Genomic DNA, 20,035 nt, shown 5'->3' with positions numbered 1-20,035 from the left:
CGTGCCGCTCACTTGCCCGGGGCCTGGGGGGCAGGCGCCGTCACCTGGATCAGGTCGCCGTCGTCGAGGAAGCCGGCACCGCTGGCCACCACCCGCGCGTCGGCGGGCAGGCCGGACAGGATCTCGACGCGTTCGCCGTCGCGGCGGCCGACCTCGACCTTGGTCTGCACGACGCGGTTGCCGTCGCCGATGCGGAACACGTAGTTGAAGCCGTCGCGCAAGGCTATCGCCTGGCGCGGCAGGGTCAGGCCGCGGCTGGCGGCCAGCGCAAACTCGCCGCGGGCGAACATGCCGGCCTTGAACGGGGCCGTGGCGCCCTTGCCGGCGGCGGCCGGCAGATCCACATAGACCAGCGCGTTGCGGCTCTGCACATCGACGGTGGGGGCCAGCGTGCGAACCGTGCCGGTGACCCGTTCGCCGCCGGGGGCGGTGAGCTGCACCGGCTGGCCGACACGGACGCGGGCCAGCTCGGCGGCGGGGACTTCGGCCCGCCATTCGAGGCGCTGCTGGCGGATCAGGCGGAACAGTTCCTGGCCCTGGGGCACCACCGCGCCGAGGGTGGCGCCAGCGGCACGGAAGGAGATCACGCCGTCGTCGCTGGCCACTACGCGGGTGTGGCGCACGCGCAGCTCGGCGCTGGCGAGGCTGGCGCGGGCGGCCTGGCGGCGCGCGTCGGCGGTGGCTTCGGCGGTCAGGTATTGCTGGATCTGCTGCGGGCTGAGGCCGCCGCTGGCTTCCACCGAGCGGGCCCGGGCCGCGTTGGCGCGGGCTTCCTGCAGCGCGGCTTCCGCCTCGGCAAGGCTGGCGCGGGCCTGGGCCTGTTCGGCGAGGGGCACGTCGGCGGCGAATTCGGCGAGCAGTTCGCCGCGCTTGACCGGGCTGCCCACATTGACCTTCACGTCGGCGAGGCGCAGGCCGCCGGATTCGGTGCCGATGGAGGCTTCCTGCCAGGCGGCGACGCTGCCGTTGGCGACCAGGCCGCGGGGCAGCTCGCGGCCTTCGGGGCTGACGATGGTCACCGCGAGGGCCGGCTTGGCCGGCCCGGCGGTGGGCTTAGCGGCCTCGGGCGGCGGGGCCTCGGAGGAGCAGGCGGTGAGGAGGCCGGCCAGCAGGCTGGCGATCAGGGGGGCGCGGAGGGACATCATCGGGCGTCGTCCGGGGAGGGAACTTGGGTAGCTTGGGGGGCGGCCGTGGCGGTGGCAGTCCAGCCGCCGCCGATGGCCCGGTACAGGGCGATCCACGCGGAGGCCCGTTCCTGCTCCCAGCCGGCCACCGTGGTGTCGGCGGCGAGGAGGGTGCGGCGGGCGTCTTCGAGTTCGAGCAGGCTGGCGAAGCCGGCCCGCTGGCGGGCCTCGGTGGCGCCGTAGGCCTGGCGGTAGCCGTCGGCGGCGCGGCGCACGTCGGCCTCGCGGGTGGCGGCGGCGTCGAGGCGCACGAGGGCTTGTTCGACTTCGCTGACCGCTGTGCGCACGGTCTGGCGGTAGGCCGCTTCAGCGGCGGCGTAGTCGGCGCGGGCGGCCTCCACATTGGCGGCGACGCGGCCGCCGTCGAACAGCGGCATGGCCAGCGTGGGGCTGATCGACCAGGTGGTGGCAGACATGTGCTGGCCGTTGGTGTTGAGGCGCAGCGGGGTGAAGAAACCGGCCAGGGTCAGGCGCGGATAGCGCTCGGCGGCAGCGCTGCCGATGGCCGCGCTGGCGGCGGCGAGATCCCGTTCGGCGGCGGCCACGTCGGGGCGTTGGGCGAGCAGGCGGGCCGGTAGTGCATCGATGGCGAAGGCGGCCGGCGTCGGAAAGCGTCCGCTGGCGTTGGTGAGGCGTTGGCGCAGCGCGGTCTCGTCGAGCCCGGTGAGAGCCACCAGTGCTTTGATCTGGCGATCGCGGGCGGCGCGCAGGTCGGCCACCGTGGCGGCGCGGTCGGCGGCGCTGGCGCTGGCCAGGGCCACGTCGGCGGGGGCGTTGAAGCCGGCGCTGCCGAGCTTGCGGGTGAGCTCCGCGGTGGCGGAGCGGGAGGCGGCGTCGGCTTCGGCCTGAGCCAGGCGACGTTCCTGATAGCGCAGTTGCAGGTAGGCGTCGGCGGTTTCGGCGGCCACCGACACGCGGGCGGCGTGCCAGCGGGCGGCGCTGGCCGCGAGGCGGGCTTCGGCGCCCTGCTGGTCGCGGGCCAGACCGCCGAACAGGTCGATCTCCCAGTTGGCCATCACGGAGGCCTGGCGGGTGGTCTGGAAGGTGGTGGGGGCGCCGAAGGTGAAGGCGGCGCGCTTGGCGGCGAGGCTGCCATCGATGGTGGGCAGGCCGGCAACGTCGGCCGCCACTGCCGATGCGCGGGCCTGGGCGATGCGCGCGCGGGCCTGGGCGAGGCTGGCGCTTTCCCGCTCGGCGGCGTCGATCAGCTCGGGCAGCAGCGGGTCGTCGAGGCGCCGCCACCAATCGGTGAGTTCGGCGAGCTGGCCGTTGTGGGGCTGCGGCGCGTGCCAGCCGGCGGGGGCGGGGATGGCGGGGGCCTGGTAGTCGGGGCCGACGCGCGGCAGCACGCCGCAGGCGGACAGGCCGAGCAGTGCCAGCAGCGCGGCGGCGGTGTCTTGGCGCAGGCTCATGTGCCGCTCCCGGCCTGGCGGCGCTGCTGTTCGCTGGCGACCATCGCCAGGGCGTAGCCGGCGAGCCGGTCGGCGAGGGTGTCGACGGCTGCAGCATCGGCCAGCAGCGTGGCGCTGACCCGCTCGATCAGGTCACGCGCGACGTAGTAGGGCAGCGCCAGGCCGATGATGGAGTGGGCCAGGCGCTGGATGTCGGCGTCCACGCCGGAGAGGCCGAAGTGGCGGGCCAGCAGCTCGGCGAGGCTGGTGTAGACGGCGGCCAGTTCCGCGTCGTGCTCCTGCCCGAGGACGCCGCTGGGGTCGATCAGCTCGCGGAAATGCAGGCGTATCACGAGATGCACCGGCGCGCCGTTCTTCAGCGGGATCAGGAAGTTGCGGAAGAACTCGGCGAAGAGGGCTTCCAGCGGCAGGCCGGCGGCGTCGCCGAGGGGCGACGCGGACTTGGCGTTGGCGTCGGCGCACAGGGATTCGCTGAACACGGCCCGGTAGAGGCCGGCCTTGTCGCCGAAGTAGTAGTTGATGGCGGCGAGGTTGGCGCCGGCGGCGTCGGCGATCTCGCGGGTCGAGGTCTGCTGGTAGCCCTTGGCGGCGAACAGCGGCAGCGCGGCTTCCAGCAGGCGGCGGCGGGCCAGGATGCCGTCGGCGCGGGTCGGCTGGTGGGCGGAGGTGGCGGTCATGGCGCACACGCGCCGGAAGTCATGTCCGCTTCCGGCGCTAAGTTAATCAATCGACTGAATTTAGTCGATCGACATGAAGCGGTCAACTCCCTGGCGTCGACAGAGCGGCGCCCGTCAGCCCAGTGTGGGGGGCAACTGGGCGTTGAGTGCCTGCTTGCCGGCGGTTGCGCTGCCGAGCACCGCGAAGCCGCGCAGGCTGCCATCCGGGGCGACGAAGCGGGCCGTCAGGCCATCGGCGTCGCCGTCTACCTGCCATGTGCCGTCGCTGCCGGCGGCGGGCGGGGCGACGACCGTCGGGGCCGCCGGCGTCTTCACCAGCACCGGCATCGGCGGGTAGCGTACGTCGGTCGGCGTGCCGGCGAGGGTCTGGGCCAGCGCGCGGACCTGCTGCATGATCGGCATCACGAAGGGCAGGCTGAGGCCTTCCACCTCGGCGCAGTCGCCGATCGCGTAGACATGCGGCGCACTGGTGGCCAGGCGACGGCCTACGACGATGCCGCGCTGCGTGGCGAGCCCCGCAGCGGCGGCGAGGCCGGTGCGCGGGCGCAGGCCGACCGCCGACAGCACGAGGTCCACATCGAGTTGGCTGCCGTCGTCGAGTTCGAGGCGATAGCCGTCCGCGTGGCGGGCGACGTTGCGTGCCGCGCAGCCCATGCGGAAGCGAACGCCGGCGGCTTCGAGGTGCGCCTGGAACCACCGGCCGGCGGCTTCCGGCAGCAGGCGGCCGAGGGGCCATGGGGCGGGATCGAACACCGTCGGCACGATGCTGCGGGCCAGCAGGTCGTTGGCGAACTCGCAGCCGATCAGGCCGCCGCCGAGGATGGCGATGCGCTGCACGCCGTCGAGGCGGGCGCTGAAGCGGGCGAAGTCGTCCAGGTCATTCACCGACAGCACGTCGTCGACGCCGTCACCAGCGAGGGGCAGGCGGATCGGGTCGGCACCGACGGCCAGCACGAGGTCCCGGTAGGCCAGTTGCTCGCTATTGGCGAAGGTGACCTGCCGGGCCGCCGTGTCGATGGACGCAACCTGGGTGTGGGCGAGGATCCGGGCGCCGAGTTCTTCTGCCATCCGGTCGGCACTCTTCATCACCAACGACTCGGCGGTCTTGCCGCCGGCCAGCGCGTTGGACAGCATCGGCTTGGAATAGAAGGGCGCCGCATCGCGGCTGACCAGTACCAGCGGGACGGTCTTGTCGAGCTTGCGGATCTCGCGGGCCAGGTTGTAGCCGGCGAGGCCGGTGCCGAGGATGAGGATGGGCAAGTCAGGGTGGGACATCGGTAGGTCCTCGCGGAATGGGCTGGCGGGGGCGGCGCGGTGGGGAACGGGAAGGCGCGCCGCCCGGATGGGCATGGTCAGATCTCGACCATCTCGAAGTCCGACTTGGCCACGCCGCAGTCGGGGCAGGCCCAGTCGTCGGGGATGTCGGCCCAGCGGGTACCGGGGGCGATGCCTTCATCGGGGAGGCCGGCGGTTTCGTCGTAGATGAAGCCGCAAACGATGCACTGGAAGGTTTTCATGGCGTGTTTTCCTTTCTGGTCTGAATGCTGGGATTGAATGGGGTCGGGTTGCGTTCAGGCGCCGATCTTGTCGAGAGCGGCCTGGTAATGGGCGGCGTGGCGTTCCTCGACCTTGGCGAGGGCGGCGAAGCGCTTGGCGGCCTTTTCGAGCACCGCGCGGAACTGTTCCGCGTGTTCCTTCGACTCGGTGATCTGCTCGTCGATCTCCCGCACTGCGGCGTCGTTGCCTTCGGCGACCGCGGTGTGGCGGAAGGCCGGGTACATTTCGGTGTACTCGTAGGTCTCGCCTTCGATGGCGAACTGCAAGGCGCGGGCCGGGCTCATCCGGGCCTTCGGGTAGAGGAGGTCGAGGTGGCCGAAGGCGTGCATCACTTCCTGGTCGGCGGTGGCTTCGAAGGCCCTGGCGGTGTCCTCATCGCCCATTTCGCGGCACAACTTGGCGAAATAGCGGTACTTGATGTGGGCCATCGATTCGCCGGCGAAGGCGGCTTCGAGATTCTGGATGGTGGCCGAGGCGGGATTGTGGAAGGGGTTTGCCATGATGGTTCTCCTGATGGTTGTCGTGTCGATCGGGATTCGATGGAGACCATGGTACGGCGGCGGGAAAAATACTTTAAATTGATTGTTTAAAGAGTTTTGATAATTAAATACTATTTATGAGTGCTGCCGCCCCGCAGGGGGGCGGCGAGCTTCAGCCGGCGAAGGACAGGTCGTAGTCGACGGTCAGCGGCGCGTGGTCGCTGAAGCGCTCGTCCTTGTAAACCGCGCTGCGCACCGCGCGGGCACCGAGTTCCGGCGTGGCGATCTGGTAGTCGAGACGCCAGCCGACGTTCTTGGCCCAGGCCTGGCCACGGTTGGACCACCAGGTGTAGCAGGCGTCGGTGGCCTCGGGATGGAGGCGCCGGTAGGTGTCCACCCAGCCCTGTTCGTCGAACAGGCGGCTCAGCCAGGCCCGCTCTTCGGGCAGGAAGCCGGAGTTCTTCTGGTTGGAGCGCCAGTTCTTGAGGTCGATGGCCTGGTGGGCGATGTTCCAGTCGCCGCAGATCACCACGTCACGCCCGCTGGCCCGCAGTTCGGCCATGTGCGGCAGGAACAGGTCCATGAAACGGAACTTGGCGGCCTGGCGTTCCTCGGAGCTGGAGCCGGACGGCAGGTACAGGGAGACGACCGACAGATTGCCGAAGTCGGCCTGCAGGTAACGGCCCTCCAGGTCGAACTCCTCGTGGCCGAGACCCTCGACGATGCGGTCGGGCGCGTGGCGGGTGTAGATGCCGACGCCGCTGTAGCCTTTCTTGGCGGCGCAGTGAAAGTAGCCCGTCATGTCGGTTGGAGTGCTCATTTCGGGCGTAAGATCCGGCAGCTGTGCCTTCAACTCCTGTACACATACGACATCGGCATTCTGCTTGCCGAGCCAAGTGAGGAAGCCTTTCACGCTGGCGGAACGGATGCCATTGAGGTTGGCAGTAACGACGCGTAACATTTTGATCGATTTGGTCCATTTTTTTGGAAACGCCGTGGATTTTAGCCGTGATTTCATCGCCCTCTCCTGCGACAAGGGCGTACTGAGGTTTGGAGAGTTCGTCACCAAGGCAGGGCGTCTCTCCCCCTATTTCTTCAATGCCGGCCTGTTCAACGACGGCGCGTCCTTCGGCAAGCTGTGCGACTTCTATGCGCAGACCCTGCTGGCGGCGCAGCTGCCCTGCGACATGCTGTTCGGACCGGCCTACAAGGGCATTCCGCTGGTGGCCGGCACCGCGATGCGGATGGCCGAGCGTGGCCACAACCTGCCGTTCTGCTTCAACCGCAAGGAAGCCAAGGACCACGGCGAAGGCGGCACGCTGGTCGGTGCCCCGCTGACCGGCCGCGTGGCGATCCTCGACGACGTGATCTCGGCCGGTACCTCGGTGCGTGAATCGGTGGAGATCATCCGTGCCCACGGCGCCACGCCGTCGGCGGTGGTCATCGCCCTCGACCGCATGGAGCGCGGCACCGGCACGCTGTCGGCGGTGCAGGAAGTGCGCGACGCCTACGGGATTCCGGTGCTGGCGGTGGCCAACCTGACCGACCTGATCGGCTACCTGACCGATAGCCCTGCGCTGAACGCCAACCTGGAAGCCGTCCAGCGCTATCGCGACACCTATGGCGTGAGCGGAGAAAACTGACCCCATGCGACGGCTGGCTCTGCTGTGTGCGCTGTTGGCGACGTTGCCGGCGGGGGCGCAATCGCCCCCGCGGACGGTCTATTGCTGCTCGGACAATGGTCACCAGGTGTGTGGTGACGTGTTGCCGCCCCAGTGCTATGGCAAGAGCTACCGTGAAATGGGCCCGCAGGGCACCGTGCGCCGTCTGGTGGAGGCGCCGCTGACGCCCGAGCAGCTGGCCCGCAAGGAGGCCGAGGACCGTGCCCGCCGGGCCGAACAGCTCCGTTTGCGGGCTGAGCAGCGCCGCAACCAGTCGCTGCTCGAAACCTATTCCAGCGTCGCCGACATCGATGCGCGGCGCAATCGCGCGATCCAGGGCGTGGAGCTGGAACTCAAGCAGGCCGAGGCCGCCCGTGCCCAGTTGATGCAGAAGCGCGCCGGGCTGACCCGTGAGGCGGAGTTCTACCAGAAGCGCGGGTTGCCCCCCAGCCTGGCGGCCGCGCTGCGGGAGTCCGACAGCGAACTGGCCGCGCAGGGCGTGGTGATCGACTCGAAGAAGCGGGACATCGAGGCTATCCGTACCCGTTACGAGCAGGATCGCAGCCGCTATATCGCGCTGACCGAAGCATCGCGCCAGCTGGTGGCGCCGTCGTCACCCCGCTGAGTGCGAAGTCCCGTCCTTTCATCCTGATCCCGACCCCCATGCTCCGATACAAGATCGTTCCCGTTACGCCCTTCGAACAGAACTGCTCCGTGCTGTGGTGCGATGCGACGCATAAGGCGGCCGTCGTCGATCCGGGAGGGGACGTGGAGCGGATCACCGCCGCCCTCGAGCAGTTGGGCGTGACGGTGGAGAAGATCCTGCTGACCCACGGCCACATCGATCATGCCGGCGGCACCGCCGAACTGACCCGGCGCCTGGCCGTGCCGGTGGAGGGGCCCGAGCAGGAAGAGCGTTTCTGGATCGATGCGTTGCCGCAGCAGAGCAAGATGTTCGGCTTTCCACAGGTGGAGACCTTTGAGCCGGATCGCTGGCTGGCCGACGGGGACACCGTGACGGTGGGCCAGGAAACCCTGGACGTGCTGCATTGCCCCGGCCATACGCCGGGCCACGTGGTGTTCTTCAGCCCGACGGCGCGCCTGGCGGTGGTTGGCGACGTGCTGTTCGCCGGCTCGATCGGGCGCACCGACTTTCCGCGCGGCAACCATGCCGACCTCGTGAAGTCCATCCGCGGCAAGCTGTGGCCGCTGGGCAACGACGTCTCCTTCATCCCCGGCCATGGACCGATGTCCACCTTTGGCGAGGAACGCGATACCAACCCTTACGTGGGCGACTACGCCTGAGCGTCAGGCGATCCCGGATTACTGGCGACGAGCTTCAATTTCAGAAAAGGTAGGTCTGCGTGCGATTTGCGATTATCGAGGACGATCCAGCCCAGATGGAGGTGCTGACTGCCTGGCTCAAGGAGGCCGGACACGACGTGCATGGTTTTGCGCTGGCCCGTGAGTTCATGCGTGTGGCGAGTCGCGAGAGTTTCGACCTGTTGCTGGTGGACTGGATGCTGCCTGACCTGACCGGCGAGCAGGTGCTGCGCTGGCTGCGTGTCGAGCGCAGCAACGATACGCCGGCGATCTTCATCACCTCGCGGGATGCGGAAGAGGATATCGCCAATGCCTTCAGCGCCGGTGCCGACGACTACGTGGTCAAGCCGCCGCGGCGCATCGAGCTGCTGTCGCGCATCGAGGCGGTGTTGCGGCGCGCCCAGCCCAAGAGCCCCAACCAGACGCTGACGGTGGGTCTCTACCACTTCGACCTGGCCAAAAAGACCCTCGGTATCGACGGGGCCGGCGTGGATCTCACTGACAAGGAGTTCGAGCTGGCTGCCTTCCTGTTCCGCAATCTCGGCCGCCTGCTGTCCCGCGGGCACTTGCTCGAAGCCGTGTGGGGGCGCAACCCGTCCCTGGCGACGCGCACCGTGGATACCCACATCAGCCGGGTGCGCAGCAAGCTCAACCTGCGACCGGAAAACGGCTTCCGCCTGACCCCCACCTACAATTTCGGCTACCGCCTCGAGCGGATCGACCCGTCCGAACCGTCCGCCCTCGTCTCGCCCGACTGAGGGCGGGACGAGGGGCCGCGGCGCGCCTGCTACTTCTTCAGCGCGTCGCGGATCTCCCGCAGCAGCTTCACATCTTCCGGTTCCGGCGGCGGCTCTGCAGTGGCCGGTCCGGCAACCGGCTCATCGCGCTTCAGCTTGTTGATGGCCTTGATCGCCACGAAGATCGCCAGGGCGACGATCAGGAAGTCGATCACCGAGTTGATGAACACGCCGTACTTGAACAGCGGCGCACCGGCCTTCTCGGCGGCTTCCATCGATTCGTAGGTCTTGTCGCTGAGGTTGAGGTAGAAGTGCTTGAAGTCCATGCCACCCAGCAGTTTGCCGAGGACGGGCATCAGCATGTCCTTGACGAGGGAGTCGACGATCTTCTGGAAGGCGCCGCCGATGATCACACCGACAGCCAGGTCGACGACGTTGCCCTTGACGGCAAATTCCTTGAATTCCTCGATGAAGCTCATGGCTGCTCCTTTGTTGATGAGTCGATGAAAGCGCTGGCTTATCGATAAGGCGACCCGATAAGTGCAAGAAATGCGCAAATTTGACAATACCGCATGCCGCTCGGTCTAGATTTCTGCATGAAGATCGAGTTTGGGAAGTATTGCACTTCGAGTAAAACAATAACCTAATATAGTGGCCGCATTTCAATCAAGAGACGCGACTTGAAAAGCGTTGCCGCTTCCCTGCACCGGCCCACCCTTGAGTGGCTGGCGGTGACGTTCCTCTGCGCCGCGCTGGCTGTACTGTCGGCGTGCGAGGGCTGGTTGTGGCGTATCGATCAGACTCTCTATGACGATGCGCTTTCCAGCTGGTTGCGACCGCCGAGTTCCGACCTGGTGATCATCGCCATCGACGATGCCAGCCTGGCAAGTGTCGGGCGCTGGCCATGGTCGCGCCGTCTGTACGCCAGACTGATCGAGCAGGCGCGTTCGGCAGGGGCGGCCGGGGTTGTCCTGGATTTGCCGCTGGAAACGGCGAGCCGTGACGATCCGGAAGGGGACCGCCTGCTGGCGCGGGCGATGCGGGATTTCGGGCGGGTCGTGCTGCCCGTACACCAGGTGGGTTCCGGTATGGGTGAGGAGTTGCCCTTGCCGCTGTTTGCCAATGCGGCCGCCTCCGTCGGGCACGATCAGCTGGAGTTCGACCCGGACGGCATCGTGCGCAGCCTGTACCTGTGGGGTGGCTTCGGCGCGGCACGCAATCCCCATCTCGCGCTGGCCCTGCTGCGCCTGGTCGAGCCGGAAGCGGCGCGGCATTACCGGGAACCGCCCCTCGCCGACGGGCTCGACAACGTGTTGTGGCAGCGCGCCGACTGGCTACACATCCGCTTCGCGGGGCCGCCGGGCAGCTACACCCATCATTCCTTCCGCGCCGTGCTCAATGGCGACGTGCCGGACCCGGCGCTACGCGGCAAGATCCTGTTTGTCGGCTTGACAGCCACCGGCCTCGGCGAGGCGGTACCGACGCCGACTTCCGGCCTGCTCCGGCAGATGCAGGGCATCGAGGTACAGGCCAACGTCTTCGACGCGCTGCGCCGTGGCGCCACCGTGACGACCCTCTCCCCGTGGGCGGCGGCGGCCGTGGCGGCGGTACTCGTGGTGCTGCTGATGCTGTTCCTGCTGCATGCCGGGCCCAGTGCCGGCCTGATTGCCACTTTTCTGCTCGGTGGTTGGGCGGTGGTGCTGGCCTTCATCGGGCTTCACGTGGGGGGCTGGTGGTTCGGCCCGGCGCCGGCGGTGCTCGGTTGTGCGCTGGCCTATCCCTTGTGGAGCTGGCGGCGGCTGGAGTCGGCACAGCGCTACCTGGATGCGGAGCTGATTGCGCTGGAGCGCGAGGGCACGCCTTTCGGGGAGCCGCTGAAAGCGCTGGGTGCGCACAGCGCGGATCCGCTGGAGCGGCGCATCGGCATCGTCCGGCAGGTTGCCCAGCACCAGCGCGATGTGCGCCGTTTCATGGCGGCAACGCTCGAACATCTACCCATCGGCGTGGTCGTCATCGACTCGTATGACCGCGTGATCCTGCACAACGGCCAGGCGCGCGTGCTGCTCCATGCCAGCCGCGGCGAAGCGCTGCTCGAGGCGTTGCGGGCGCTGCCGTGGCCGGCCTATCTGCCGATGCGCGACGGTCTGCCCGACCTGGGGGGGGGCAAAGGTACTCGCCAGTTTGAATTGAGCAGTGGTGAGCGGCATTGCCTGCTGGTATCGGTGGCTGATTTGGTCCTCGAGTCGGGCGCGCCGCCGGGGCGGGTCATCGGCCTGGCTGATGTGACGGTGATGCACGAGGCGCGCCGCAGCCGCGAGGACACCATGCATTTCCTGTCCCATGACCTGCGGGCGCCGCTGGCGTCCATCCTGACCCTCATCGAGGGGTGTCATCCCTCGCAGGAACAGCAGGCGGCGCAGGTTCCGCGCATTGCCCGCTATGCCCGCTCGGCGCTCGACCTGGCCGACGGCCTGTTCCGCCTGGTGCGTGCGGAGGGGTCGGATCCCAGGGACTTTGTCGAACTCGACCTGGCCGGCCTAGTGGATTCGGCTGCCGATGAAGTGTGGCCCCAGGCCCACGCCCGGGGCATCCGCGTGGAAGTGGATACCCATGCCGCGGATAGTGAGGAGGCGGTTGTGCGCGGGGATTTCTCCCTGCTGCGGCGGGCGGTGATCAACCTGCTGACCAATGCGATCAAGTACGGTGCGCCGAACAGCAGCGTGTGCGTAAGCCTGCAGGCCGACGGCGGTGACTGGCTGATCCGCGTCTGCGACCAGGGGGCTGGGATTCCTCGTGAAGCGCTACCGCGCCTGTTCCGGCGCTTCAGTCGCATTGGTGGCGATGGGCCGGCGCAACCATCCGGGGTCGGCCTGGGCCTGCTGATCGTCAAGACGGTGGCCGAGCGCCATGGTGGCACGGTGATGGTGGACAGCACGCCAGGGCAGGGCAGTACCTTTGAAATGCGCCTGCCGCTGCGGGTCCCATTGTCGACGTCGTAGCCCGTCTGAGCAGGTGGTTGTGCCGGGGGATTGCGGTGGCGTGGCACCCCATGGCGTGAATTCGGTCCTGCGCGTTGCGGATTCGTAGTGGGAACTCGATCTGGCCCTGATCTGCCGGCGCAGGATGCCTTGCGTGATTACGGCGCCGTCTCAACGCCGGGGATCGCTGTGACGCCGCTTGGCGCTGTACATGCTCTTGTCGGAGTGGGTCAGCAGCGTGGCGGGATCGCGGCCGTGATCGGGATAGATGGCCAGGCCGATGGAGCAGCAGATGCGTACGTGGCAGTGGCCGAGGTTGATCGGCAGGGCCACGACCCGGGTGATCTTGGCGATGACGCCGTCGAGTGCCCGGCGATCGTGGGCGCCATTGAGCAGCACTGCGAATTCGTCGCCGCCGTAGCGGGCAACCCTATCTTCGTTGCGTAGCGTGCGACGCAGGCGGCTGGCGATGGTCTTCAGCACGGTGTCGCCGGCCTGGTGCCCGTGGGTGTCGTTGATCTGCTTGAAGTCGTCGAGGTCGATGAACAGCACCGCGACGCGCTCGCCGCTTGCGGCGGCGCCGGTGATGGCGGCGCACAGGTGGCGGTCGAAGCGGTCCCGGTTGAGCAGGGCGGTCAGGCTGTCGTGGTTGGCGCGGAATTCGTTGAGCGTGGCCCGTTCGTGGAATTCCGTGACGTCCACCATGGTGCCGATGAATCCGCTGATGCGTCCGAGTTCGTCGCGCAGCGGGCCCGCCTCGGCGCGCATGCGGCGCCGGCTGCCGTCGTCGGGGCGGATGAAGACGAATTCTTCGGCGAAGCGGGTCGCCGATGCGACGGCCAGGCGCCAGCTATCCCGTACCCGCGCTTGTTCGCTGCGCGGCAGCAGGTCGAGCCACGGGGTGTCGGTGACTTCGTGCAGGCTGCGGCCAAGAATCTGTTCGCAGCGTTCGTTGAGGAAGGTGCAGCGGGCGTAGCTGTCGGCCTCGAACAGGCCGGCCGGTGCCTGGCGGGCCAGTTCGCGGAAGCGCATCTCGCTGTGCTGGAGTTCAACCTGGGCGCGGGACAGGCGCTGGAGGTCGCTGCGCAGCTGGCGCGCCTGCTGTTTGAGGAGCGCTTCGCGGCGGACGGTTTCGGTGACGTCGCGGATCTGCAGCAGGCAGTGGCGGACACCGTCCACGTCCACCGGAATCACGTCGATGGCCTGCTTGACCCGTTCGTCCTGCCTGTTGCCGGGCGGAAAGAGCGGCAGCGGCATCGGATGCAACGCATGGGACAGGCGGGCTGACCAGCCGAAATCCAGGGTCTCACGGATGACCAGGGCCAGCCGTGGATCGATCGGAGCGCCGAAGGCCTCGGCCAGCGGGAGCTGGGCGACCCGGGCGGCGTCGAGGCCGCTGCGCTGTTCGATCCAGCGGTTCCACAGGCAGATGCGTCCCTCCCTGTTCAACAGGATCAGGCCGATGTCGACGCAGTCGGCGAGGAGGGAGTGGAAGCCGGTCATGGCGCGGGGGGGGGATCGTCGTGGCCGGGGAGGCGGAACAGGCGGCGGATCTGCCCCATGAAGCTGGTGATCGACGGCACGTCCATGATGAACAGCACGAAGCCTGACAGGTTGTGGGCCGCCATGTTCATCGAGATGCGGGCCACCAGGATCACGCTGTCGGCGTCCCGGTCGTCGAGCAGGGTGGCGGCGCTGCGCGACTGCACGCTCGGCAGCGAGCCGATCATTTCGGTGCCGAAGAGGTTGGCCAGGCTGGCCATGCAGCTGTTGATGATGATGTTGCCGATCTCGGCGAGGGCGTCCTGCTCGAGTTCGGTGATGTGCTGGACCGGCGTGTCGTCGCCGAGCATGCGGCGCACGATCTCGAGGCTGCCGTGTTCGGGGAACAGCAGCAGTGCGTCGGTCTGGAAGCCGTCGGCGGCGTTGAAGCGCTGGTTGATGCGGCACAGGCGGTCATTGCCGCTGTCGGGCCGGCCCTGGGTCAGGCGTTCGGTGAGGGCGTCACGGGACAGGATTTCGATGGTCGGCACCGACAGCTCAATCTCTTCGTGCACGATCGCCGAAAAGGTGGCCGCTGCCTCGCCGAGGGACAGGTTGAAGGCCTCGGTGAGTGCGTCGAGTTCGAGCTCGGTGAAGGCGTGCATTGCTTCAGTCCAGCAACTGCAGAATGTCGTTGATGACAGCTTCGCCGATCGGTTTGCGGAAGAAGCGGACGCCCAGTCCGGCTGCCCGCCGCTGAATGGCCTCCTGGACGTTGGCGGTGAGGAGGGCGAGGGTCATCTCCGGGTGGGAGGCGCGGATCTTCTCGGCCAGTTCGAGCCCCGAGATGCCGGGCATGTTCATGTCGAGTACGGCGAGGTCGGGCCGGGCCGTGGCCAGGATTTCGAGGGCGGCCTCGCCGTTGCCGGCCTCGAGCAGGTTCAGGTCGGGTCGCTGGCTGCGCATGACCGACGCGCAGAGCATCCGGGATGCGCGGCTGTCGTCGACGAGCAGGATCGTTGCAGGGGAGGGCATGGCGTCGCTCCGGTGGATGTCCTTGATTGCTAACGGAGGGCGGCATATGAACTTGAGTGAAGTTATTCACAGGGAATGAGTGCGCTGGAACCATGCTGCGCCGCCCACCACCCCTGCGGCTGATGCTCAGCCGGGCTCGCCGGTCAGGCTGTATTCGCCGCGCCCGATACGGGCCATCGCCACCGCGAAGCCGGAGATGCCGCTGCCCCGGTAGAACAGGCAGGGTTTGCCGACCCGTTTGCAGTGGGCCTTCACGTGGTAGTAGGCATTGTGGCTGACGTGATCGGTGGGGCACATCACCGCGTCGGCGCTGCGGATCAGCTCCGGCAGGCGTGACAGGGATTCCTCCTGGCCGCCGTCGTGGTGGATCAGCGTGATGCCCAGGCGCTCGGCGAGCTGGCGGTATTGGGCCAGCAGTGCGGCGCGGCCGCCCACGTACAGCACGCAGCGTGCGCCCAGGGCGTGTTCGCAGGCGGCACAGGCGTCGCAGGAGGACGCCGGTTCCATGGCCCGCAGCAGGTGTTCCAGTGCGTCCCGCTCGGCCAGCGCGGTGTCCCGTTCGGCGGCGATGCGCTGGGCGTCCTCGCGGATGTCCTTCAGGTTGCGCTCCAGTTCCCAGACCCGTCCCGAAGCGGTCAGCAGCTTGTCGTGGGAAGCCTGCATGGCCAGCAGGCGCTGGCCCATCTCGACGACGACCTGGCCGGATTCGAAGCGTTGCAGGCGCTTCTGCAGGGTGTCGATCTCGCTGCGCAGCGCATCCCGTTCGGCGCGCTCGGCTTCGGCGGCGGCGAGCTGGCGGCGCAGGGCTGCGAGTTCCCGTTTGAGGCCGCCTTTCAGTTCGGTGTTCTCTTTTTCCAGATGGACGAGGCGACGCGTGTCGGCGGCGAGGCCGGCGCCGACCTGGTGGGACAGCATGTGGATGTCGGCGTAGGCCTGTTGCAGCGTGGTCTGGGAGGCGCTCCTGTGGGTGCACAAGGCCCACAGGGGACCGGCGATGTCGCCGCGCTGCTGGCATTCGTGCCACAGGGCCAGCAGGTCCTTGTCGTCCTTGAGCTTGCCGAAGCGATCCATCCACAGCGCGTACTTGCGGTCCAGATGGCGCTGCATGGCTTCGGCAGCCGGGTTGCGGCTGCGGCACTGGGCGACGGCTTCCACGTGCAGCGCGAAATCGTCACCGGGGCGGGCGGCGAAGTGGAAGCGCTTGGCGAAGCGCTGCAGCTCGTCGATGGACAGGCAGGTGCCGATCAGCGGGCAGTGGTGCTTGTCGTCCAGGTCCCACAGCTTGGGACGCTTGCGGCCCGCGGTGACGCCGCCAGGCGCTTCGATGGCCACCAGGGCGTTGGCGTATTCGGCCCGCAGCAGGCTTTGCAGGCTCGGAGGCTGGTTTTCAGGGGCGAGGCACATGGCGCGCTCCCGTATCTGCGTCTTCCAGGCGATGGGCCGCGCGTTCGCACAGATCGCGGAAGCCCGGGTCCAGGTTCGGCTGGTCGGCCAGGCGGCTGAGCAGGTCGGCTGCGCGTCTGGCGGCGTGGTGGCAGCCGGTTTCATCGAAACGGAGGAGTTGGGCGAGGGTTCCGGCCCATATGCTGGGCGATTCGACCGTGGTTGCCGACAGGGCTGGAGCGTTCATCGATTCATCCATATGAGCTAATGAGAATAGATCTCAATTTAGTGCTGTTGGATTGAAAAGTAAACGAGAATTATTATCAAATGATTGCAGGCGATGTTCCAGGTTGCAGATGCCCCGGACAAAAGACCGTGGGGCGTGATCCGGATAACCGGACCACGCCCCACGAGAGCGGGTATCAGTACGGGCAGCTTACTTGGCAGCGGCGGGCGCGTCAGCGGCCTTGGTTTCCGCCTTGGCATCAGCCTTTGCCGTGTGCTTGGCGTGCTTCATGTGCTTCTCATGCTTTTCGTGCTTGGCACCTTCGGTCTTGGCCGGCTCGGCAGCCTTCGTCGTCTCGGTCTTCATCATGTCGCCAGCCTTGGGAGCTTCAGCCTTCGGCGCTTCGGTCTTCTTTTCGGCAGCGGCGGTGGCAGCAGCAGCGGGCTTGGCCGGGGTTGCGGCGGGCGCCTGCGCGAAGGAGGCGGAAGCGAAACCGGCGGCGATGGCGATGGCGATGATCTTGTTCAGCATTTGCGTTCTCCTGGATGACTGGGTCGTTTGTTCCGGGGCGGCGTAATTGCCTGCCCTTGTAGCGAATAACGCCTGCCATCGCCGGTGGTTGTCAGGGGAAATGTAAGCCCTTGTTCATTTGTAACAGGGGTGTTGCACGCATTTCGCAGGGCTTGCCGTCGACGTCAACTTTTGGGGTGCCCACCCCTGTGCTAAAAAAAATGCACCTGCGATGGTGTTGCCATCCTCGAAGGCATGCGTCGTGGATGTCCGGGATCTTTGACCGTTTCACTCAATGGGGAGGGAGAGCCGTGCGACTTAGACGAGCTGGAATGCGGTGGGGGGCGGCTGTGATGCTGGCCATGTCGTCATCGGTGGCGGGGGCTGCGGTATTGAGTTACTCGACTTCGCTCAGCGGTGCGGCGGAGGCGGTGCCGAATGCGTCGCCGGCCACGGGCACGGCGATGATCGTGCTCGATACGGTGCTGCACACCATGCAGGTGGATGTGGTGTTTTCCGGTCTGCTGGGGCCGACGACGGCTGCCCATATCCACTGCTGCGCCTTGCCGACGGGGGGCGTGGCGACGAGTGTGCCGACCTTTACCGGCTTCCCGTCAGGCGTCACATCCGGCAGTTACAGCCACCTGTTCGATCTGACGCTCGCTTCCAGCTGGAATCCGGTCTTCGTCGCCAACCAAGGCGGCATCCAGGCCGCCGAGGCAGCCCTGCTGGACGGTCTGAGCGATGGGCTGGCTTATTTGAACGTGCACAGCCAGGTATTTCCCGGCGGGGAGATCCGGGGGTTTCTGCAGGCGGTGCCCGAACCCGCATCCTTGTCCTTGCTCGGCGCGGCTGCGGGGATGATGGCGCTGGTACGCAGAAGGCGGATGGCGGTTGGCTAGCGGGTCTGCCCGTTCAGACTTCGGCGGGGTCCACGTCCAGGTGCCAGCGCAGTTCCCTGGGGGGGCGGAGGGCCCACAGCTGGCGGCTCCATTCGGTGAGGAAGGCCTGCAACGCCGGGCGGGTTTGCGCTTCGACCAGCAGCTGGGCGCGCTCCCGGCGGGCGAGGCGGACCATGCGCATCGGCACCGGATCGAAAACATGCACGCCGAAAGCCTGGGACAAGGGCTCGGCGGCGGCGCGGGCGGCCTTCAGCCAGTCGATGGCGGTGGCTAGTTCGGTGGCGTTGGCGCACAGCAGTGCGTTGGCCGCAAAGGGCGGAAAGCGGGCCTGCTTGCGCTCTTCGAGCTGCAGAGCGGCATAGCGGGCGAAGTCGTGGGCGGCGAGGCAGTGGTACAGAGGATGGTCAGGGTACTGGGTCTGCACCATCACTTCGCCGGGCAGTTCGCCGCGCCCGGCCCGGCCGCCGACCTGCATGAGCTGCTGGAACAGGCGTTCGGGGGCCCGGAAATCGGCGGCGAACAGCGACGAATCGGCGTTCAGCACGCCGACGAAGGTCAGCTTGGGGAAGTCGTGTCCCTTGGCCATCATCTGGGTGCCGACCAGGATGTCGGCCTCGCCGCGGCCGATCTGGTCGAGCAGCGCGTCCCACTGGCTGCGGGTGCGTGCGGCATCCCGGTCGACGCGCAGGATCCGGGCATCGGGGAAGCGCTCGCCGAGGGTTTCCTCGAGGCGTTGGGTGCCGCGCCCGAAAGGCTGGATGTCCTGGTCGCCGCAGTCGGGGCAGGCCAGCGGGATGGCGCTCTCGAAGCTGCAGTGGTGGCAGCGCAGGCGCCGGTCGGCCAGGTGCAGGACCATGTTGGCCGTGCAGTGCGGACAGCGGCTGACCCAGCCGCAGGACGGGCACGAGAGTACCGGCGCGTAGCCGCGGCGGTTGAGGAAGATCAGGCTCTGCTCGCCGCGCTGCAGGCGCGCGTCGATGGCCCGCAGCAGGTGTTCGGAGACGCCGTGCTGGAGCTTCTCGCGGCGGACGTCCACCGGGCGCACCCGCGGCAGCGTGGCGGCGACGGCGCGATTGGCCAGTTCGATGCGCCGGTAGCGGCCGCTGTCGGCGGCGTGCCAGCTCTCCAGGGACGGCGTGGCGGAGCCGAGGACGATCGGCACGCTGCGCTGGCGGGCGCGCCAGATGGCCAGGTCGCGGGCGTTGTAGCGCACGCCTTCGTGCTGCTTGTAGCTGGCGTCGTGTTCCTCGTCCACCACGATCAGCCCGAGACGGGGCAGCGGCGTGAACACCGACAGACGGGTGCCGAGGACGATTTCCGCACGCCCCTCCATGGCCTGCACGAAGCCTTGGGAGCGGGCGCCTTCGGCCAGCGCGGAATGCAGGCTGACCACCCGTGCGGCGGGGAATCGGCCGGCCACGCGCCCTTCCAGCTGCGGGGTGAGGGCGATTTCGGGAACCAGGATCAGTGCCTGCCCGCCCTGGGCGATGACTTGCTGGACGAGCCGCAGGTAGACCTCGGTCTTGCCGCTGCCGGTGACGCCGGCCAGAAGGAAGGTCTGGAAGCGGCCGAAGTTCGCCGACATCCCATCGACGGCCGCCTGCTGTTCCGCTGTGAGGGTCGGTGCGCTGGCCATCGCCGCTGGGTCGGCGGCTGCGGAAGGGGTAAGCCAGCCCCGTTTGAGGGCGTCGGTCACTGCCGGGTTGGCGCAGTTCCCTTCACGCAGTTGGGACTTGCGGCGCGGACCATGGGTAGCCAGATCGTGCAAAAGGGCTAGTGCACGGCTTTGCCGTTTGGTGTTGGTGATGGCCTCCCGGCCCGCGTCGGTCAGATCGAGTAGGGGGTCGGCTTCGTTGCCGCTGACGGCGTCCGCCCGGCGCAGGCGCGGGGGCAGGGCCATCGCGACGACTTCGCCGAGGGGATGCTGATAGTAGCGGGCGGCGAATTCGACCATCTCCAGCCAGTCTGCGGGTAGAGCGGGCGCCTCGCGCTGGATGGCGATGACGGGCTTCAGCTGATCCGGTGACAACTCAGTCGTTTCCGGAAGTGCGACGATCAGCCCGGTCTTCTCGCCCCGCCCGAAGGGGACGCGTACGCAGCGTCCCAGGTCGGCAGGGGATAGATCTTCGGCGATGTAGTCGAAGCTGCGGGGGAGGGGGACCGGCAGGGCGACGCGGACGATCACGGTGGGCTAAGGTGTGGAATGGTGACTGTTCTGGGAAAGTACCCGTAAATCAGCGTATTGCAACGTTTTTTTGAGATGGCGGATGGGCAAAGGGCCTGAACTCGTTGGCGTCGAATACGTATTTTTTCTTGTCCACAAAATCTGTGGATAACTTTGTGGGGAAAACCGGAAAATCACCCTTATAGCCACCCGCCATATGCTTTCCATTTTTCGGACGTGAATCTGGCACGGATAATATTCCATTTAAAAACAGTCTCTTGGAACGACCAAAAAGTCAGTTAGGAATTCATGTCAGAAAAATTAC

At 67.4% G+C, this 20,035-nt stretch carries 21 protein-coding genes; 6 read left to right on the top strand and 15 right to left on the bottom strand.

The genetic code is table 11. The features are described 5' to 3' along the window. Positions 1 to 8 precede the first annotated feature (8 nt). From AC3QL2_RS10810 to AC3QL2_RS10780, 7 genes are all read right to left on the bottom strand, one after another. Entirely contained in the window at positions 9 to 1,145 is a 1,137-nt protein-coding gene (locus tag AC3QL2_RS10810) for an efflux RND transporter periplasmic adaptor subunit (protein WP_493234393.1), read from the bottom strand. Next, positions 1,142 to 2,596, bottom strand: coding sequence for an efflux transporter outer membrane subunit (locus tag AC3QL2_RS10805; RefSeq protein WP_493234392.1), 1,455 nt, complete (start codon positions 2,594 to 2,596; stop codon positions 1,142 to 1,144). Before AC3QL2_RS10805 ends, AC3QL2_RS10810 begins: the two co-directional genes overlap by 4 nt. Next, positions 2,593 to 3,273, bottom strand: a complete 681-nt coding sequence (locus tag AC3QL2_RS10800; protein ID WP_493234391.1) for a CerR family C-terminal domain-containing protein — start codon at positions 3,271 to 3,273, stop codon at positions 2,593 to 2,595. Before AC3QL2_RS10800 ends, AC3QL2_RS10805 begins: the two co-directional genes overlap by 4 nt. Before the next feature lie 114 nt (positions 3,274 to 3,387). Then, the gene (locus AC3QL2_RS10795) at positions 3,388 to 4,548 is read right to left on the bottom strand and encodes an NAD(P)/FAD-dependent oxidoreductase (RefSeq protein WP_493234390.1); all 1,161 of its coding nucleotides are present in this window, start codon (positions 4,546 to 4,548) and stop codon (positions 3,388 to 3,390) included. Positions 4,549 to 4,625: 77 nt separating this feature from the next. Then, a complete protein-coding gene (locus AC3QL2_RS10790) occupies positions 4,626 to 4,790 on the bottom strand; it encodes a rubredoxin (RefSeq protein ID WP_493234389.1) in 165 nt (54 codons plus the stop codon). Positions 4,791 to 4,844: 54 nt separating this feature from the next. Further along, positions 4,845 to 5,330: a rubrerythrin family protein gene (locus AC3QL2_RS10785; RefSeq protein ID WP_493234388.1), complete on the bottom strand. Its 486-nt coding sequence runs from the start codon at positions 5,328 to 5,330 to the stop codon at positions 4,845 to 4,847. 151 nt (positions 5,331 to 5,481) lie between these two features. Further along, on the bottom strand, positions 5,482 to 6,270 hold the full coding sequence (locus tag AC3QL2_RS10780) for an exodeoxyribonuclease III (protein ID WP_493234387.1): 789 nt from the start codon (positions 6,268 to 6,270) through the stop codon (positions 5,482 to 5,484). Positions 6,271 to 6,304: 34 nt separating this feature from the next. On the opposite strand from AC3QL2_RS10780, the gene pyrE reads away from it, so the two are divergent. The 4 genes from pyrE to AC3QL2_RS10760 are packed head-to-tail and all read left to right on the top strand — an operon-like array spanning position 6,305 to position 9,051. Beyond that, a complete protein-coding gene (gene pyrE, locus AC3QL2_RS10775) occupies positions 6,305 to 6,952 on the top strand; it encodes an orotate phosphoribosyltransferase (RefSeq protein WP_493234386.1) in 648 nt (215 codons plus the stop codon). 4 nt (positions 6,953 to 6,956) lie between these two features. Then, positions 6,957 to 7,595 (top strand): hypothetical protein, encoded by a 639-nt coding sequence (locus tag AC3QL2_RS10770; protein WP_493234385.1) that lies wholly within the window; start codon positions 6,957 to 6,959, stop codon positions 7,593 to 7,595. Between the two features lie 38 nt (positions 7,596 to 7,633). Beyond that, entirely contained in the window at positions 7,634 to 8,275 is a 642-nt protein-coding gene (locus tag AC3QL2_RS10765) for an MBL fold metallo-hydrolase (protein ID WP_493234384.1), read from the top strand. A 59-nt stretch (positions 8,276 to 8,334) separates the two neighbouring features. Further along, entirely contained in the window at positions 8,335 to 9,051 is a 717-nt protein-coding gene (locus tag AC3QL2_RS10760) for a response regulator transcription factor (RefSeq protein ID WP_493234383.1), read from the top strand. Between the two features lie 29 nt (positions 9,052 to 9,080). On the opposite strand, the gene mscL is transcribed toward AC3QL2_RS10760, so the two are convergent. Beyond that, on the bottom strand, positions 9,081 to 9,509 hold the full coding sequence (gene mscL / locus AC3QL2_RS10755) for a large conductance mechanosensitive channel protein MscL (RefSeq protein ID WP_493234382.1): 429 nt from the start codon (positions 9,507 to 9,509) through the stop codon (positions 9,081 to 9,083). Positions 9,510 to 9,710: 201 nt separating this feature from the next. Between mscL and AC3QL2_RS10750 the strand changes: the two genes are divergently transcribed. Beyond that, on the top strand, positions 9,711 to 12,029 hold the full coding sequence (locus AC3QL2_RS10750; protein ID WP_493234381.1) for a CHASE2 domain-containing protein: 2,319 nt from the start codon (positions 9,711 to 9,713) through the stop codon (positions 12,027 to 12,029). Between the two features lie 150 nt (positions 12,030 to 12,179). On the opposite strand, the gene AC3QL2_RS10745 is transcribed toward AC3QL2_RS10750, so the two are convergent. From AC3QL2_RS10745 to AC3QL2_RS10720, 6 genes are all read right to left on the bottom strand, one after another. Beyond that, a complete protein-coding gene (locus AC3QL2_RS10745; RefSeq protein ID WP_493234380.1) occupies positions 12,180 to 13,511 on the bottom strand; it encodes a diguanylate cyclase domain-containing protein in 1,332 nt (443 codons plus the stop codon). Next, positions 13,508 to 14,155 (bottom strand): hypothetical protein, encoded by a 648-nt coding sequence (locus AC3QL2_RS10740; RefSeq protein WP_493234379.1) that lies wholly within the window; start codon positions 14,153 to 14,155, stop codon positions 13,508 to 13,510. The genes AC3QL2_RS10745 and AC3QL2_RS10740 overlap by 4 nt, the downstream gene beginning before the upstream one ends. A 4-nt stretch (positions 14,156 to 14,159) precedes the next feature. Continuing rightward, a complete protein-coding gene (locus AC3QL2_RS10735) occupies positions 14,160 to 14,525 on the bottom strand; it encodes a response regulator transcription factor (protein WP_493234378.1) in 366 nt (121 codons plus the stop codon). 126 nt (positions 14,526 to 14,651) lie between these two features. Continuing rightward, complete coding sequence (locus AC3QL2_RS10730; protein ID WP_493234377.1) at positions 14,652 to 15,929, bottom strand: DUF2325 domain-containing protein; 1,278 nt, start codon at positions 15,927 to 15,929, stop codon at positions 14,652 to 14,654. Next, a complete protein-coding gene (locus AC3QL2_RS10725) occupies positions 15,913 to 16,155 on the bottom strand; it encodes a hypothetical protein (protein WP_493234376.1) in 243 nt (80 codons plus the stop codon). Before AC3QL2_RS10725 ends, AC3QL2_RS10730 begins: the two co-directional genes overlap by 17 nt. A 189-nt stretch (positions 16,156 to 16,344) precedes the next feature. Then, on the bottom strand, positions 16,345 to 16,665 hold the full coding sequence (locus AC3QL2_RS10720) for an amine oxidase (RefSeq protein ID WP_493234375.1): 321 nt from the start codon (positions 16,663 to 16,665) through the stop codon (positions 16,345 to 16,347). A 332-nt stretch (positions 16,666 to 16,997) separates the two neighbouring features. On the opposite strand from AC3QL2_RS10720, the gene AC3QL2_RS10715 reads away from it, so the two are divergent. Next, positions 16,998 to 17,546, top strand: a complete 549-nt coding sequence (locus AC3QL2_RS10715) for a CHRD domain-containing protein (protein WP_493234374.1) — start codon at positions 16,998 to 17,000, stop codon at positions 17,544 to 17,546. Positions 17,547 to 17,559: 13 nt separating this feature from the next. Here AC3QL2_RS10715 and AC3QL2_RS10710 read toward each other — a convergent pair whose 3' ends face one another. Next, positions 17,560 to 19,731, bottom strand: a complete 2,172-nt coding sequence (locus AC3QL2_RS10710; RefSeq protein ID WP_493234373.1) for a primosomal protein N' — start codon at positions 19,729 to 19,731, stop codon at positions 17,560 to 17,562. Positions 19,732 to 20,035 lie beyond the last annotated feature (304 nt).

The organism is Zoogloea sp. GW822-FHT05C07 (genome assembly GCF_058800215.1).
The sequence above is the reverse complement of the archived record's forward strand: the minus strand, read 5'-3'. Positions and strand labels throughout refer to the sequence as shown.

Bases quoted from the DNA above. Each gene is read 5' to 3' on its own strand.
- AC3QL2_RS10810 (WP_493234393.1), bottom strand. From the start codon at position 1,145: ATGATGTCCCTCCGCGCCCCCCTGATCGCCAGCCTGCTGGCCGGCCTC.
- AC3QL2_RS10805 (WP_493234392.1), bottom strand. From the start codon at position 2,596: ATGAGCCTGCGCCAAGACACCGCCGCCGCGCTGCTGGCACTGCTCGGC.
- AC3QL2_RS10800 (WP_493234391.1), bottom strand. From the start codon at position 3,273: ATGACCGCCACCTCCGCCCACCAGCCGACCCGCGCCGACGGCATCCTG.
- AC3QL2_RS10795 (WP_493234390.1), bottom strand. From the start codon at position 4,548: ATGTCCCACCCTGACTTGCCCATCCTCATCCTCGGCACCGGCCTCGCC.
- AC3QL2_RS10790 (WP_493234389.1), bottom strand. From the start codon at position 4,790: ATGAAAACCTTCCAGTGCATCGTTTGCGGCTTCATCTACGACGAAACC.
- AC3QL2_RS10785 (WP_493234388.1), bottom strand. From the start codon at position 5,330: ATGGCAAACCCCTTCCACAATCCCGCCTCGGCCACCATCCAGAATCTC.
- AC3QL2_RS10780 (WP_493234387.1), bottom strand. From the start codon at position 6,270: ATGTTACGCGTCGTTACTGCCAACCTCAATGGCATCCGTTCCGCCAGC.
- AC3QL2_RS10770 (WP_493234385.1), top strand. From the start codon at position 6,957: ATGCGACGGCTGGCTCTGCTGTGTGCGCTGTTGGCGACGTTGCCGGCG.
- AC3QL2_RS10765 (WP_493234384.1), top strand. From the start codon at position 7,634: ATGCTCCGATACAAGATCGTTCCCGTTACGCCCTTCGAACAGAACTGC.
- mscL (WP_493234382.1), bottom strand. From the start codon at position 9,509: ATGAGCTTCATCGAGGAATTCAAGGAATTTGCCGTCAAGGGCAACGTC.
- AC3QL2_RS10745 (WP_493234380.1), bottom strand. From the start codon at position 13,511: ATGACCGGCTTCCACTCCCTCCTCGCCGACTGCGTCGACATCGGCCTG.
- AC3QL2_RS10740 (WP_493234379.1), bottom strand. From the start codon at position 14,155: ATGCACGCCTTCACCGAGCTCGAACTCGACGCACTCACCGAGGCCTTC.
- AC3QL2_RS10735 (WP_493234378.1), bottom strand. From the start codon at position 14,525: ATGCCCTCCCCTGCAACGATCCTGCTCGTCGACGACAGCCGCGCATCC.
- AC3QL2_RS10730 (WP_493234377.1), bottom strand. From the start codon at position 15,929: ATGTGCCTCGCCCCTGAAAACCAGCCTCCGAGCCTGCAAAGCCTGCTG.
- AC3QL2_RS10725 (WP_493234376.1), bottom strand. From the start codon at position 16,155: ATGAACGCTCCAGCCCTGTCGGCAACCACGGTCGAATCGCCCAGCATA.
- AC3QL2_RS10720 (WP_493234375.1), bottom strand. From the start codon at position 16,665: ATGCTGAACAAGATCATCGCCATCGCCATCGCCGCCGGTTTCGCTTCC.
- AC3QL2_RS10715 (WP_493234374.1), top strand. From the start codon at position 16,998: ATGCTGGCCATGTCGTCATCGGTGGCGGGGGCTGCGGTATTGAGTTAC.